This window comes from Nisaea sp. (assembly GCF_034670185.1).
Taxonomy (GTDB): domain Bacteria; phylum Pseudomonadota; class Alphaproteobacteria; order Thalassobaculales; family Thalassobaculaceae; genus Nisaea.
Genome location: NZ_JAXMNY010000001.1, coordinates 604328 through 617770, shown reverse-complemented (window position 1 = coordinate 617770; position 13443 = coordinate 604328). Strand labels below are relative to the sequence as shown.

Genomic DNA, 13443 nt, shown 5'->3' with positions numbered 1-13443 from the left:
GAATTAAAACAGGGAACCCTGCCGGGGAGCAGGAGGTTGAGCTTTGTCTTGCTCCATCTCGGCGACTGGCTCGATCAGGCCCGGATCGTCGTTCCGGACATTGCCGACACGGCTTGAGACCGGCGTGAAAACAAGATCATCTTCCCCATAGGGTCGCAGCAGCACAGCTATCTCCTCCGCATCGCCCTCAAGCCAGAGGGCAAATTCCTCGGGGTGCGACATCATCACCGGCATCCGGTGATGAATATGCTCGATTCTGGGGTCCGCATCCGTCGTCAACAGGGTGAATGTCTCGAGTGGCTCAGCACCTTTTTCCCAGCGCTCCCAAAGACCGGCAAACGCAAATGGGCGCTCTCCCTCAAGCGAGATCCTGTAAGGTTGCTTCCCGCTCCCGACCTTGCGCCATTCATAAAATCCGTCCGCCGGCACCAGGCAGCGCCGCTTCGCATAAGCATCGCGGAAAGACGGTTTCTCAGCGGCCGTTTCCGACCGCCCGTTGATCAATGATGCGGCCCGGCTCTCGTCCGGTGCCCAGCTTGGAACCAGTCCCCAGCGGAGCCCGTCCATATGGCGTTTTCCGTCACGCTCCCGGATCACGGGCGCGGTCTGCATCGGCGCCATGTTGTAGCGCGGCTCCAGATTGAGCATGTCCGTCACCGCGAATAGGCGGCGCAGGGCCTCTGGTGCCGTAGTGATACTGTAGCGACCGCACATGCCTGTTCAAATCCACTCGGTTCCGGTATTCCAGATCGAAACTACGACCGCTCATGCACCCCGATCAACACTCAGCCGGACAGATCATGGACAAACAGACGCTGCTGAACGAAGTCATCCTGATTGCCCGGGACGCCTCCGCACTGATAATGAAATATTATGAGGGTGAGATCGAGGTCGACGAGAAGACCGATGGCTCGCCGGTCACCGCAGCCGACCGGGCAGCCGACGCGCTGATTTTTCCGGCGCTTGAGAAGCTGACGCCGGAAATCCCGATCATCTCTGAGGAGAGTTTCGCCGACGGTCACAATCCGGATGTCTCCGGCGGCACCTTCTGGCTGGTCGACCCGCTGGACGGCACCAAGGAATATATCCGCCGCAACGGCGACTTCACGGTGAATATCGGCCTGGTGGAGAATTGCGAGCCTACTCTCGGCGTGGTGCTGACCCCGGTCGATGGCCGGGCTTCCGCTGGCTTCGTCGGTGGCGGCGCCTTCGAGGAAGAGGCCGACGGCACCCGCACACCGATTTCAGTACGCGAGGCCAAGCCGGAGGCACTGACAGTTGTTGGCAGCCGCTCCCACCGCTCACCGGAGCTTGAGGAATATATCAAGACCCTGAAGCCAGCCCAGTCCATATCGCGCGGCTCTGCGCTGAAATTCTGCCTCGTCGCCCGCGGCGAAGCAGATGTCTACCCGCGCACCGGCCCGACCTGCGAATGGGACACCGCTGCCGGCCATGCCGTGCTGAATGCCGCCGGCGGCACCATGACCGCGTTCGACGGCACGCCGTTCCGCTATGGCAAATCCGGGGAAAAGTTCCTGAACGGGATGTTCATCGCCAAGGGCCGTAACGTTTAACGCGTAGAGCCGCTTAACCGGCGGCTTTCAGCACAGCCTTGGCCAGCGCGTTGATTTCCTTCGCGGCGACGCTGCTTCTTGCGAATTCCACAACGCCCAGACCGTCCGCCATGCTGCTCGCCAACGCTACGCGATTACCGACCTGTGTTTTGGCCACTGGCAGATTCAACTCGGTCAGCGCCGCCACCATGCGTTCCGTCAATTTTGCCCGAGGCGGTACCCGGTTCAACACCAGCAGCACCGGTGTTTTCTCCTTGGCAGCCATCTCCAGTGTCGGTTTCGTCGCCCAGACATCCATCGGGCTCGGCTGCACCGGCACGACAGCCAGATGTGCATTGCGCACAGCGATCCTCGCCTCGGTCTCGGCATGCGGAGGGGAATCGACGATAACCACGTCATTTTCCCTGGCCTGGCGCTCGATCTCCGACGCCGCGCGCCAGCCGGTGACTTGGAGGATCTCCAGCGCGCCCTTGCCTTTATAGACAAGATCTCCATGCATCTCTGCGCGCATGTCGAACCAGGTCGAAAGACTCATTTGCGGGTCGATATCTATTGCCGCGACCCGCTTGCCGCTATGGGCCAGGGCAACAGCGAGCTGGGCCGCCAGCGTGGTCTTGCCCGCCCCACCCTTCTGCTGCGCAATAGTGATGATAATTCCCGTCATGGCCGCACTCCCGGACTGCATCACGACTGTATCGCAAGCATCAGATTAACACCATTATTGTGCATCGCAACATAAGACCACCTCTTGACCGATCCCGCCGGACCGGCGAATAAGCGGCGGTCATGATCAAAACACGGGTACTGAAACCAACCGACGCGGCGCTCTACGAGGCCGCCGCAACGCTTGCGGCCGGCGAGCTTGTGGCGTTCCCGACCGAGACCGTTTACGGCCTCGGCGGCGATGCGACCAGCGACACGGCCGTCGCCAAGATATTCGAGGCGAAGGCGCGCCCGAGTTTCAACCCGCTGATTTCCCATGTCCCGGATCTGGACGCGGCCTTCATGCTAGGCGACTTTAACGAACGTGCACGCGCCGTCGCAGAGGCGTTCTGGCCGGGACCGATGACCCTCGTGGTCCGGCGGCGGGATAATTGTCCGATATCACTGCTGGCCAGCGCCGGATTGGACACCATCGCCATCAGGGTGCCTGCACACCCGCTCGCCGCCGAACTGCTGCGCGCCGTCGGCCGGCCCATCGCCGCTCCGAGCGCCAATCCCTCCGGACGGGTCAGCCCGACCACGGCAGAGCATGTGCTTGCCGGTCTGGCAGGCAAGGTCTCGATCATCCTGGATGGCGGCCCCTGCTCCGTCGGTCTCGAGTCCACCGTGCTGGATCTTTCCGGCAATGTGCTGTCCATCCTGCGGCCAGGTGCCGTCACGGCGGAGATGCTCGGCCCCCTTCTGGGACCGGTCACGACCGCCGACGCCACTTCGAAAATCGTCGCGCCGGGCATGCTCGAAAGCCATTACGCACCGGTGCTTCCCGTTCGCCTGAATGCCGAGACGGCAAAGGAGGGCGAGCTGTTTCTTGGATTTGGAGAGGTTTCAGGGCCCGCCGGCTCGGAAACCCTCAGTGCATCCGGCGATCTGACCGAGGCGGCCGCCCGCCTGTTCGCTCTGTTGCGCACACTCGATCAGCCCGGTGCAACCGGCATCGCAATCGCACCGATCCCGGAGGCGGGCCTCGGTGTCGCCATTAACGACCGACTGCGCCGCGCCGCTGCGCCGCGCGCATAGGTGCCTTCTCAGCGCGGCGGGTTGTCGTGCTGGCGCTACTGCCTAATATTGCTGCCGACTTCATACGCACCGGAGATCCGTTTTATGTCCGCCCCGCGCACCATGGCCCTTTCCGACGCTCCTTATGCGCCGACCGCAGCCGAAATCGCCGCCCTTGAGAAGATCAAGGAAATCGTCGGCCCGAAGGGCTGGACTTCCGACCCCTCCGCCATGGAGCCCAATCTTGTCGAGGATCGCGGGCTTTTCCATGGACGCGCGCAGATGGTGGTGAAGCCGACGACCGCTGCTGAAGTCTCCGGCGTTCTGAAGCTCTGTAACGAAGCCGGCATCCCGGTCGTCCCACAGGGCGGCAATACCAGCCTGTGCGGCGGGTCCGTGCCGTTCGAGACGGGTAACGAGATTGTCCTGTCGCTGTCGCGGATGAACAAGGTCCGGTCGATCGACCCGCTGAACTACACTATGACCGTCGAAGCCGGCTGCGTGCTGCAGAGCCTGCAGGAAGAAGCCGCCAAGGCGGACCGTTATTTCCCGCTCAGCCTTGCCGCCGAGGGTAGCTGCATGATTGGCGGCAATCTCAGTACCAATGCGGGCGGCACGAATGTCCTGCGTTACGGCAACACCCGCGATCTTACGCTTGGTCTCGAGGTTGTGCTGCCGGATGGCCGGATCTGGAACGGCCTGGGCAGGCTCAGGAAAGACAATACCGGATACGACCTGAAGCATCTTTTCGTCGGCTCCGAAGGCACCCTCGGCATCATCACTGCAGCAGTCCTCAAGCTGTTCCCGAAGCCGCGCGATATCCGCACTGCCTTCTGCGCGATCCGCGACGTAGACGCCGCCATCGAGCTGCTGCAGCGGGCCCGGGCGGAGAGTGGCGACAGTGTCGAGACGTTCGAGCTGATCCCGCGACTGGTCATCGATCTTGTGCTTAAACACATGCCGGACTGCCAGGACCCGTTGGGTGAGCGGTACGAGATGTACACGCTGATCGAGCTGGTCACCACGTCGGACAATGACACGGGCATCGAGGAACGGTTCGAAGCCATTCTCGGTGCCGCCATGGAAGACGGGCTGATCCTTGACGCCGCTCTCGCCCAGAATGAGCAGCAACGTCAGGAATTCTGGAAGCTGCGCGAGAATGCGTCCGAATCCCAGAAGATCGAAGGCGCGTCCATCAAGCACGATGTCTCCGTACCGGTTGCCAGCCTGCCCGCTTTCTACAAGGCCGCTGCGGAGGCCATCAGAAAAGTGGACGCGAAAGCCCGGATCGTTGCCTTCGGGCACGCCGGTGACGGCAACCTGCACTACAATGTGGCAGAGCCGGAGGGCGGCGATTCAAAAGCATTCGTCGATCGCTGGGACGAGTACAACAGGGCTGTCCACGATGTCGTCATGTCCTTCGGCGGCTCGATCAGCGCGGAGCACGGTATCGGCCGCCTGAAGCGTGACGAACTGGCCCATTACAAGGACCCGGTTGCCCTCGACCTGATGCGCACGATCAAAGCGGCGCTCGATCCGAACGGCACCATGAATCCCGGCAAGGTGATCTGACTTTTTTGCCTGCCCCGGGTGCTGATTGACCTAGCTCAATGAGCGCCCGGCGGCGACAACCTATCCTCCCAACTCTGAGCATTACCTAATGTTTCTGAGCGAAGGAGAACGCCATGGGAAACATCACTGAGAGTAAAAGTTCGGAACCCGCGAAAACATATGCCGATCCCTTTTCCGCCTTTCGTGCAGAAATGGACCGCATGTTTCATAACTTCCTGCAATCTCCCGCCATGTCCATGTCTTTGCCGTTCACAGGGACGCATGGCGGCCTTGTCGTTCCCACCACGGACATGAAGGAAGGTGACTCGGAGATCACCATAACGACAGAACTCCCCGGCATGGGGGAGGAGGATGTCGAGGTCACTGTGAAGAGCGGCACACTTACCGTTAAAGGCGAGAAGACCGAGGAAAAGAAGGACGAGAAGGACAATTACCACCTGACGGAACGCCGCTACGGCAAGTTCCAGCGCTCCTTCAAGGTTCCGGACAATATCGACGAGGCGAAGATCAAAGCCACCTTCGATAAAGGCGTTCTCACCATCAAGATGCCGAAGAGCAAGGATGGCACTCACGTCGAGCGCCGGATCAAGATAGGCGCTTGATCCTCTTACCCGGCTCCATTCGCGAGCCGGGCTTTTCTCATGACTTCCTCATCTTGCGTTCTGCCCTATTTGGATTACAACGCGGGCCGCAGGCACTAAACTGCGGCAAACAATTGAGAGCCGGGTGCCACAGCCTGGTCCGATTAAGTGTGAGGAAACCGATGTCTGTTTATTCTGCCCCGCTTGACGATATGCGCTTCACGCTGCGCGAGATTGTCGGCTTCGACAAGATTGCTGCGCTACCGGGTTTCGATGGCACCGATCAAGAACTCACAGACCAGATCCTGGAAGAAGCGGGGAAATTCTCCCGCGATGTCTTGGCGCCTCTGAACGAAGTAGGCGACAAGGAAAAGGCACGGCTGGAAAATGGTGTTGTCCGGCCGGTCGACGGATTCTCCGAGGCGTACAGCCAGTTCTGGCAAGGTGGCTGGAACGCCATGCCGTTCGAGGAAGAGTTCGGCGGCCAGAACCTGCCGATCTCCCTGACCACGGCGGTCTGGGAAATGTGGAACAGCTCGAACCTCGCCTTCGCTCTCTGCCCGCTGCTGACGCAGGCCGGTATCGAGGCCATGACCAAGCATGCGAGTGCCGAGCAGAAGGAGAAATACCTGCACAAACTGGTTTCCGGCGAATGGACCGGGACCATGAACCTGACCGAGCCGCAGTCAGGCACCGATCTCGGCAGCATCCGTACCCGGTCCGAGCGCAAGGGCGATCACTATCTTCTGAAAGGCCAGAAGATCTACATCACCTGGGGCGACCACGACATGACGGACAATATCGTCCATCTCGTCCTCGCCCGCTCACCGGACGGCCCTCCCGGCAGCAAGGGTCTCTCTCTCTTCATCGTGCCGAAATTCATGGTGAATGACGACGGCAGTCTGGGTGCGCGGAACGACGTTCGCCCTGTCTCGCTCGAACACAAGCTCGGCATTCATGCCAGCCCGACCTGCGTCATGTCCTATGGCGACAATGAAGGCGCTGTCGCCTATCTGATCGGTGAAGAGAACCGCGGCATCGAATACATGTTCGTTATGATGAACAACGCCCGGCTCGCCGTCGGCCTGCAAGGCTTGGCAATTGGCGAACGGGCCTATCAGCAGGCTGTCGCATTTGCCCGCGACCGGGTACAGAGCCGCGCCATTCAGGGCAGCGACGGGCCGGTCGCAATTATCCAGCATCCCGATGTTCGGCGCATGCTGCTCGGCATGAGAAGCCAGATCGAGGGCATGCGCGGTCTCTGCTATTACACCGCCGCCCAGATCGACCGGGCCAACCGGGAAGAATCCCCCGAAATCAAAGCCCGCGCGCAGCGCCGTGTCGATCTGCTGATACCTGTGGTGAAATCCTGGTGCACGGACACCGGACTCGCCATTACCTCAACCAACATCCAGATCCATGGCGGCATGGGCTTCATTGAGGAAACCGGCGCCGCACAGCATTATCGCGATGCCCGGATCACCACGATCTACGAAGGCACCAACGGCGTGCAGGCAATGGATCTGATCGGCCGCAAGGTCGCCCGAGACGGCGGCGAAGCGGCGAAAGAGCTGTTCGCCGACATTCGCGCCGACCTGGAGCCGCTGCGGGCCAGTGACGAGCTGTCCGCCCGCGCCATCGTCCGGAACATGGACGCGGCACTCGCGGCGGCGGAAAGCGCCGTTCAATGGCTGGTCACGACCTTCCCGGCCGATACCGGCAAAGCCGCCTCGGGAGGCGTCTCCTTCCAGAACCTGATGGGGCTGCTCTGTGCCGGCTGGCTGCTGGCCCGTGGCGTAAAAGCAGCGTCCGAGCAGAAACAGAATGCCAACGGAAACGCGGCCTTCCTGGAGAGCAAACTGATCAGCGCCCGGTTTTTCGCCGACTATCACCTGAGCCAAGCCCCGTCCCTGCTAACGCAGATGACGGAATCCGGCGACAGCGTGATGGCCATGGCGCTGGACCAGTTCTGATCACGCAGTGACGAAGCCTCTGGTCATCACATCGCGGAACAGCGCGGACGGGCTGCTTTGTGTCGATGTTTTTCAGAGGCAGGACGGCAGTTTCGGCTTTGAGGAATTCCGCCGCGATCCGGAGGATGCATCAGGCTGGTATGCGGTGGGTGGCTTCAACGCTCTTAACTTCGGATCAGCCGATGACGCAGATAGAGACGCGGTTGCCCGCGTCTCTTGGTACGAAAGTGAATAAGCAACCGTTCCGTATCAGCGTTGTGGCAACGGGATTACTAGCTATCCGATAACTGAAAAACCCCGCCTCCCCTTTCACGCTCCCGGTTAATCGGGAAAAGTTCGTTCATTAAGCTCCGGATCATCTGACCGAACACGGGATCGCTGATTCCCGATGGATCAGGCCCTTTGGACCACGCCGTGCTGAGAACCTCCGATTTGGCGCAAAAAGCAGCATCCAGTTGCAACTTGCCCGCCGTCTGACGGGTCGCAATGGGTTCGTCTTTGCACAGCTGATCTGGTGAGCCGACTATTGCAGCATTTGCCAGAATGACGATCCGATAGTCCGGATGGGCCGTACTGGCGCAATCGGCAGTGAAGCGCGCCGGAGAGCCGAAAATAGAGCCGGACGCATCGTTGGCGGCAGCCACGGCCACTTCAGAGGCCGTCGCCTTGCCATCCACAAATGCCGAACCGGAAAGGGTCAGGCAGACAGGCGTCGTCGAAGCCGCATAGCGCAGGTAATCGCGCTTGCCTTCATTGTCGACACCGGAATATCCACGCATCGCGGTTACGCAACCACTGAGTATAACAACGGACAATACCGCACCGGCTGTAAGCATCCGGGTTTTGATTTTCTGTCCCACAACATTCTCCCTATGGTCCCACGCCCTGACAGCGCTTCCGTATGAGATATGGGCACACGGCTTTACGACATCAATCAAGACAGATTGACGCGGCACGGTATTGCACCCGCCGATTTAGAAAATTCCCTCGAATGGATTGAGTTTGATCCCGGGCTTCGGGTCAAATTCGAGAATCCCGAGGCTGCCAGTGTCATTCGGATCGGCTTGAAACATCTCGCGTGCTGCCTGAAGCAGCAACTTACGGTAGTTCGGATCCGTCAGAGAAGTCATCCGGTCCGAGCGCGCGATAACGGCCGCGATTGCGACATCCTGCCGGCAAAACACCATGAAAAGGATCTGCCTGTCTCCACGCCGGTCATAGCCTAGCGGCATTTCGGCGTTGGCGGCACAGATTTGATCCGCGCTGGTCGAGACCGGCGGATCGAATGCGAGCCGAAAGCGGAACTGGGGCGCCCCGGCAGCAGCCGGGTTCAGCGTGAAGCCACGCGGCACCTCGGGATAAAAACCGGAGAGAATGCGTGCAGAAGCAGCCGCCGTTTCCCCCTTGCCTTCCCGGAACGGCTGACCGGAAACCTGGAGCAGCACCGGTCCTTGTTTTCCAGCAAAGGCCAGGACGCGTTTCTTTGCACCACCGCTCACCCCGGTTGGAGACTGAACAACGGACGTGCCACACCCGGCAACGAGAAAAAAAATGAGAAGGGATGCAAAGCATTTACCGAGGGGGCGGATCATGTTCTCTCCAAGTCTGGACCGCTGGCAGGCGACTGTCCCATGGCGGGTTCCATCCTGTCATCACTTGGATATCCGCAAAGCGGAAGTCCAGCGCATTTACCTTGTCGGCGTGGCCGGTTTATCGTTCCGGTTCAACGGAGCGGAAGCAAGGCAGGACTATGCGCGACATCGATCGAATACACAGCTTCTGGTTCGAAGAATCCACTGAGAAGCAGTGGTTCGAAAAAGACCCGGAATTCGACCGGCAGATCCGGGAACGTTTCGGCGCTCTTGTCGAGGATGCGTCCAATGGGCAGCTGGAGGATTGGCTGGAGACCCCGCGCGGCGCCCTCGCCTACATCCTGCTGCTGGATCAGTTCACCCGGAATATCTATCGCGGCTCGGGCCAGGCCTTCGCCGCCGATGCGAAGGCCCGGGCCGCTGCCATCAAGGTCCTTGTCGAAGGTTACGACCAGGATATACCCGACAGGGAGAAAGCGTTTCTCTACCTGCCTTTCGAACATAGCGAGGAGCTTGAGGACCAGGAGCGCAGCGTTGCCTTGTTCGAGGCGCTTGGCGATGACAAATTGACTGACTACGCCATACGGCACCGCGACATCATCGCCCGCTTCGGACGCTTCCCCCATCGCAATGACGTTCTCGGACGCAAAAGCACCGACGCTGAGCAGGAATTTCTCAAACAACCGGGCTCTTCTTTCTGATACCCGGAACAACAAGATGGCCGAAAGGAAACGATCATGGGTGATAAACCGCATGTTCTGACAATCATACCCTATTACAAGCCCGCTCTGGACAGACTAGATGAGATCGCGATCGTGCATCATTTGCACTTAGCAGATGACAAAACTGCCTTCCTCGCCGAGACAGCAGACAAGATCGACGCCATCGCAACATTCCAAGGCTGTAATCGAGAGATGGTCGAGCGGTTCCCCAATTTGAAGCTGATCGCCAATTTCGGTGTCGGCTATGATGGGATCGCCGTAGATGCAGCAACAGAGCGCAGCATCAAGGTCACCAACACACCAGACGTATTGAATGATTGCGTTGCCGACCTCGCCCTCGGCTTGACTATTTCCGGCCGCAGGAAACTCCCCTTGGCCGACGCCTTCACTCGAGCAGGGAAATGGCCGGAGGGGCATTTCCAGTTCACCCAAAAAGTACACCACAGCAAAGTCGGGATCGTTGGACTTGGCCGGATCGGCGCCGAGATTGCGGCCCGTTGCGCCGCTTTCAAGATGGATGTCAGCTACCATAATCGCTCGATCAAACCGGACGTTCCATATCGGTATTATCCCGACCTGGTCGAGATGGCCCGCGACTCCGAAATCCTGATCATCATTACACCCGGCGGCCCGGCGACCGAAAAGCTGGTCGACGAAAAGGTGATCGAGGCACTCGGTCCAGACGGGCTTTTAGTCAATGTCGCACGCGGCTCCGTTGTCGACACGGATGCACTGATCGCCTGCTTGAAGGATGGCCGTCTCGGTGCAGCTGCCCTGGACGTCTATCCGGACGAGCCGAACGTGCCGGAAGAATTGTTCAGCATGACCGAGAACGTGGTGCTGACGCCACATATCGCCAGCGCCACGCACGACACGCGCATGGCCATGGGCATGCTGGTCTACAATAACATCAAGGCTTACTTCGCGGGCGAGGAGCTGTTGACACCGGTCAACTGAGCGGCCCTCTCAAACGCGGGAGAAAGCGCGGCGCAAACTGTCGCTCATGGCGGCACACAGTTCCGGGTCAGCGCCTTCCCGCCGCTCGATCACCAGGAAGGACGGCGGCAGATCCGGAAAGCCGTCCGCGGTTGAAAGCATGACAAGCTCGTCCTGGATCGCTGAGCGGTTCAGGACGCCAACGGCAATCCCGGCACGGATGGCCGCCGCCACGCCGACGGCGGTTTCGCTGGAATAGACAATCCGATACCGGCGTCCGCTGTCTCGCAGCGACGAGATCGCCACGTCACGCCACCAGCAAGCCCGATCGAACAACGCGACCGGTAGCGGGTCGTCCCGTTGCACTGAATGCGCACGTGACCCCGCCCAGGCGATGGGCTCGGCCCAGAGCTGCTCCATCCCAGGGCCGACGCTGCCGACCTCATGCACCGCAAGATCCAGACGTCCATCGGCCAGCGCCTTTGGAAACCCGGCGCTGAAGGTACAATGCACGCTGAGTTCCACCCCGGGATAGGTGCGGGCGAAGTCGGCGACCACACGAGACAACCGGCCTTCCCGATCATCGTCAGGAATACCGACCCTTAACGTGCCCGAGAGCGCATTCCCGGTCAGCTCTGCCAGGGTTTCATCGAGCTGGCGCACCACACCGCGCGCGACCGGCTCCAGCTTTTCTCCGGTCGCTGTCAGGCGAACACCACGGCCATGGCGCTCGAACACATTCGCCCCTAGCAGGGTTTCAAGCTTGGCAATCTGGGTGCTGGCCGCAGACTGGGAGCGGTAAATCCGCGCCGCGCCGCCAACAAAACTTCCCGCATCACTGATCGCCAGGAATGTGCGCAGCAAATCGCTTTCAAGATGAGACATTCAAATCCATCGATTAATTGAATACCTAGATTTTATATTATTCGTTTTTCAAAACCCTCCTCAAGCAACAATCTGCCCATGAACACAAATACGAACGAACAAAGGCAGGAGCCGAGAAGATGAGCGATTGTGCATCCACCGCGCCGGTTATGAAGCGCCGAACCATTTGGCTGCTCAGTGCCGCATTGGCCGTATTGTTGGCCGTCGCGCTGGTATTTCCGGCCCGCAGCATCGCCACGATCCATTTCGTTGGCTGGAGCCTTCTGGAGGTCTCTCCCCTCGTTGTTCCCGGTGTACTGCTGTCGGCCTGGGTACGGGCCAGCGGTGCCAGCGGACGGATATCCGAGATATTCAGAGGCAACATTCACCGCACGATCCTGGCCGCATCCGCGATTGGCGCGGTCACGCCGGTCTGCGGTGTCTCCGTCCTGCCCCTGATGGTCGGCCTCCTCGCCGGCGGCGTCCCGCTCGCTCCGGTGATGGCATTCTGGCTTTCCTCGCCCGTCACCGATCCGGCCATGCTGGCCACGACCGCTGCCACGATCGGTGTCGAATTTGCTGTCGGTAAAACGCTTGCCGCCTTCTGTATCGGGCTGGCCGGGGGAAGTCTGACGGCTATGATGGCGCACAGGCACTGGGCCATTGCCGCCTTGCGGGACAACACAATCGTCGGCGGTCTCGGCCAGGTTTGCCTGCCGGACAGATTCGCTCCAGCGATATGGAAGGATGCAGAAAGAAGAACGGGCTTCTATCGCGAGATCCAGGCGACGGCGCGCCTTGTCCTGATTTGCCTGATACCGGCTTTCGCCATGGAGCATCTGCTGAGCTTCATGCTGACGCCTGAATCCCTGTCTGCCTATGTCGGCTCGGGAAACTGGTGGTCGATACCGCTGGCCGTGCTGGTCGGCGGTCCGCTCTATCTCGACGGCTTCGCCGCCCTGCCCCTGACGCGCTCGCTCTTGGACCACGGCATGTCGCCGGGAGCAGCCATGGGGTTTCTGGTCTCGGGCGGTGTCGTCAGCATCTACGGGGCCATGGCGATCCTGCCCGTCCTGAAGCTCAAGCCGTTCCTGCTTTATCTGTTGACGGCCCTCACCGGCTCACTCGTCGCCGGATGGGTCTTCGATGCCGTGATGTAAAGCTTCAGCTTGCGCCGGCCGGCCCCGCGAGCGTCATCAGACCCGATCGAACATTGGCCGGAATAGGCATTGATTTCCGGGCCTGCATATCGAAACAGACACCGACGACCCGAGCGAGCCCGGTGACTTCGCCGTTAAACAGAATGACCTGGCGCATGATCAGGGAGCTGTTGCCCAGCTTCTCGATCCGAGTGCCGACGCGAACCTGCCCCGGATAGTGCATTTCCTTCAGGTAATCGACCTCGATCCGGGCCACCACCCAGGAAAAACCGCCCCGGTTCCCGCCGTACATTTCACCGGCCGCATCCGCGAACAGCATCACGCGAGCGGACTCCAGATACACTCCGATCGCGTTGTTATTCACATGGCCGACGGGATCCAGATCGGCGAAGCGGATCTTCTCTTCGATCCAGTAGCCGTAGCTTGCCGCGTCGCGCTCGTTGAAGCTTTCGAAATCACTCATCCTGTCCCCGCATACAAAAAGGGCCGCGCACGGCGCGGCCCTGATGTTTATGTCCGTCTGGATTAGTCACCATCAGGCTCTGGCAGGTCCTCACGCGTGATGCGGTCGCCCGGACGGTAATCGAGGATCACCGAGAAAACCAGCATGACGGCCATGACCATTGTGATGCTGACGAAAATGTTAAATTGGCTGACATGCAGGTGATAAATGCCGGTCAGGAAGAAACAGACAGCAACGACGACCAAAAGCAACCAGTGCCGGGCCTTGCCGAGAAATATCTCTCTCAT

At 60.2% G+C, this 13443-nt stretch carries 16 protein-coding genes; 9 read left to right on the top strand and 7 right to left on the bottom strand.

Translation table 11 applies throughout. The features are described from left to right. Positions 1 to 3: 3 nt before the first annotated feature. Positions 4 to 714, bottom strand: coding sequence for an SOS response-associated peptidase (locus VOI22_RS02915; RefSeq protein WP_323795089.1), 711 nt, complete (start codon positions 712 to 714; stop codon positions 4 to 6). Positions 715 to 800: 86 nt separating this feature from the next. On the opposite strand from VOI22_RS02915, the gene cysQ reads away from it, so the two are divergent. Further along, positions 801 to 1574, top strand: coding sequence for a 3'(2'),5'-bisphosphate nucleotidase CysQ (cysQ, locus tag VOI22_RS02910; protein ID WP_323795088.1), 774 nt, complete (start codon positions 801 to 803; stop codon positions 1572 to 1574). 13 nt (positions 1575 to 1587) lie between these two features. Here the strand turns inward: cysQ and parA are convergent, their stop codons facing one another. Then, positions 1588 to 2238, bottom strand: coding sequence for a ParA family partition ATPase (parA, locus tag VOI22_RS02905; protein ID WP_323795087.1), 651 nt, complete (start codon positions 2236 to 2238; stop codon positions 1588 to 1590). Positions 2239 to 2360: 122 nt separating this feature from the next. Between parA and VOI22_RS02900 the strand changes: the two genes are divergently transcribed. The 5 genes from VOI22_RS02900 to VOI22_RS02880 all read left to right on the top strand — a co-directional run bounded on the left by VOI22_RS02900 (position 2361) and on the right by VOI22_RS02880 (position 7654). Further along, positions 2361 to 3314 carry an L-threonylcarbamoyladenylate synthase gene (locus tag VOI22_RS02900; protein WP_323795086.1) on the top strand — a complete coding sequence of 318 codons (954 nt, stop codon included), beginning with the start codon at positions 2361 to 2363 and terminating at the stop codon, positions 3312 to 3314. A gap of 84 nt (positions 3315 to 3398) precedes the next feature. Then, positions 3399 to 4865: an FAD-binding oxidoreductase gene (locus tag VOI22_RS02895; RefSeq protein ID WP_323795085.1), complete on the top strand. Its 1467-nt coding sequence runs from the start codon at positions 3399 to 3401 to the stop codon at positions 4863 to 4865. A 113-nt stretch (positions 4866 to 4978) separates the two neighbouring features. Continuing rightward, complete coding sequence (locus VOI22_RS02890) at positions 4979 to 5467, top strand: Hsp20/alpha crystallin family protein (RefSeq protein WP_323795084.1); 489 nt, start codon at positions 4979 to 4981, stop codon at positions 5465 to 5467. Between the two features lie 161 nt (positions 5468 to 5628). Further along, on the top strand, positions 5629 to 7419 hold the full coding sequence (locus VOI22_RS02885) for an acyl-CoA dehydrogenase (RefSeq protein ID WP_323795083.1): 1791 nt from the start codon (positions 5629 to 5631) through the stop codon (positions 7417 to 7419). A gap of 7 nt (positions 7420 to 7426) precedes the next feature. Continuing rightward, the gene (locus tag VOI22_RS02880) at positions 7427 to 7654 is read left to right on the top strand and encodes a hypothetical protein (protein WP_323795082.1); all 228 of its coding nucleotides are present in this window, start codon (positions 7427 to 7429) and stop codon (positions 7652 to 7654) included. Positions 7655 to 7691: 37 nt separating this feature from the next. On the opposite strand, the gene VOI22_RS02875 is transcribed toward VOI22_RS02880, so the two are convergent. Continuing rightward, positions 7692 to 8279, bottom strand: a complete 588-nt coding sequence (locus VOI22_RS02875; protein ID WP_323795081.1) for a hypothetical protein — start codon at positions 8277 to 8279, stop codon at positions 7692 to 7694. 114 nt (positions 8280 to 8393) lie between these two features. Next, a complete protein-coding gene (locus tag VOI22_RS02870) occupies positions 8394 to 9011 on the bottom strand; it encodes a hypothetical protein (RefSeq protein WP_323795080.1) in 618 nt (205 codons plus the stop codon). A gap of 158 nt (positions 9012 to 9169) precedes the next feature. Between VOI22_RS02870 and VOI22_RS02865 the strand changes: the two genes are divergently transcribed. Further along, the gene (locus VOI22_RS02865) at positions 9170 to 9712 is read left to right on the top strand and encodes a DUF924 family protein (protein WP_323795079.1); all 543 of its coding nucleotides are present in this window, start codon (positions 9170 to 9172) and stop codon (positions 9710 to 9712) included. A gap of 36 nt (positions 9713 to 9748) precedes the next feature. Next, positions 9749 to 10690, top strand: a complete 942-nt coding sequence (locus VOI22_RS02860) for a 2-hydroxyacid dehydrogenase (protein ID WP_323795078.1) — start codon at positions 9749 to 9751, stop codon at positions 10688 to 10690. Positions 10691 to 10699: 9 nt separating this feature from the next. Here VOI22_RS02860 and VOI22_RS02855 read toward each other — a convergent pair whose 3' ends face one another. Then, a complete protein-coding gene (locus VOI22_RS02855; RefSeq protein ID WP_323795077.1) occupies positions 10700 to 11554 on the bottom strand; it encodes a LysR substrate-binding domain-containing protein in 855 nt (284 codons plus the stop codon). A 119-nt stretch (positions 11555 to 11673) separates the two neighbouring features. Here VOI22_RS02855 and VOI22_RS02850 point away from each other — a divergent pair, with 119 nt between their 5' ends. Beyond that, positions 11674 to 12693 carry a permease gene (locus tag VOI22_RS02850; RefSeq protein WP_323795076.1) on the top strand — a complete coding sequence of 340 codons (1020 nt, stop codon included), beginning with the start codon at positions 11674 to 11676 and terminating at the stop codon, positions 12691 to 12693. A gap of 4 nt (positions 12694 to 12697) precedes the next feature. On the opposite strand, the gene VOI22_RS02845 is transcribed toward VOI22_RS02850, so the two are convergent. Both VOI22_RS02845 and VOI22_RS02840 read right to left on the bottom strand, forming a co-directional pair. After that, complete coding sequence (locus VOI22_RS02845; protein WP_323795075.1) at positions 12698 to 13156, bottom strand: thioesterase family protein; 459 nt, start codon at positions 13154 to 13156, stop codon at positions 12698 to 12700. 62 nt (positions 13157 to 13218) lie between these two features. Continuing rightward, complete coding sequence (locus VOI22_RS02840; protein ID WP_323795074.1) at positions 13219 to 13443, bottom strand: hypothetical protein; 225 nt, start codon at positions 13441 to 13443, stop codon at positions 13219 to 13221.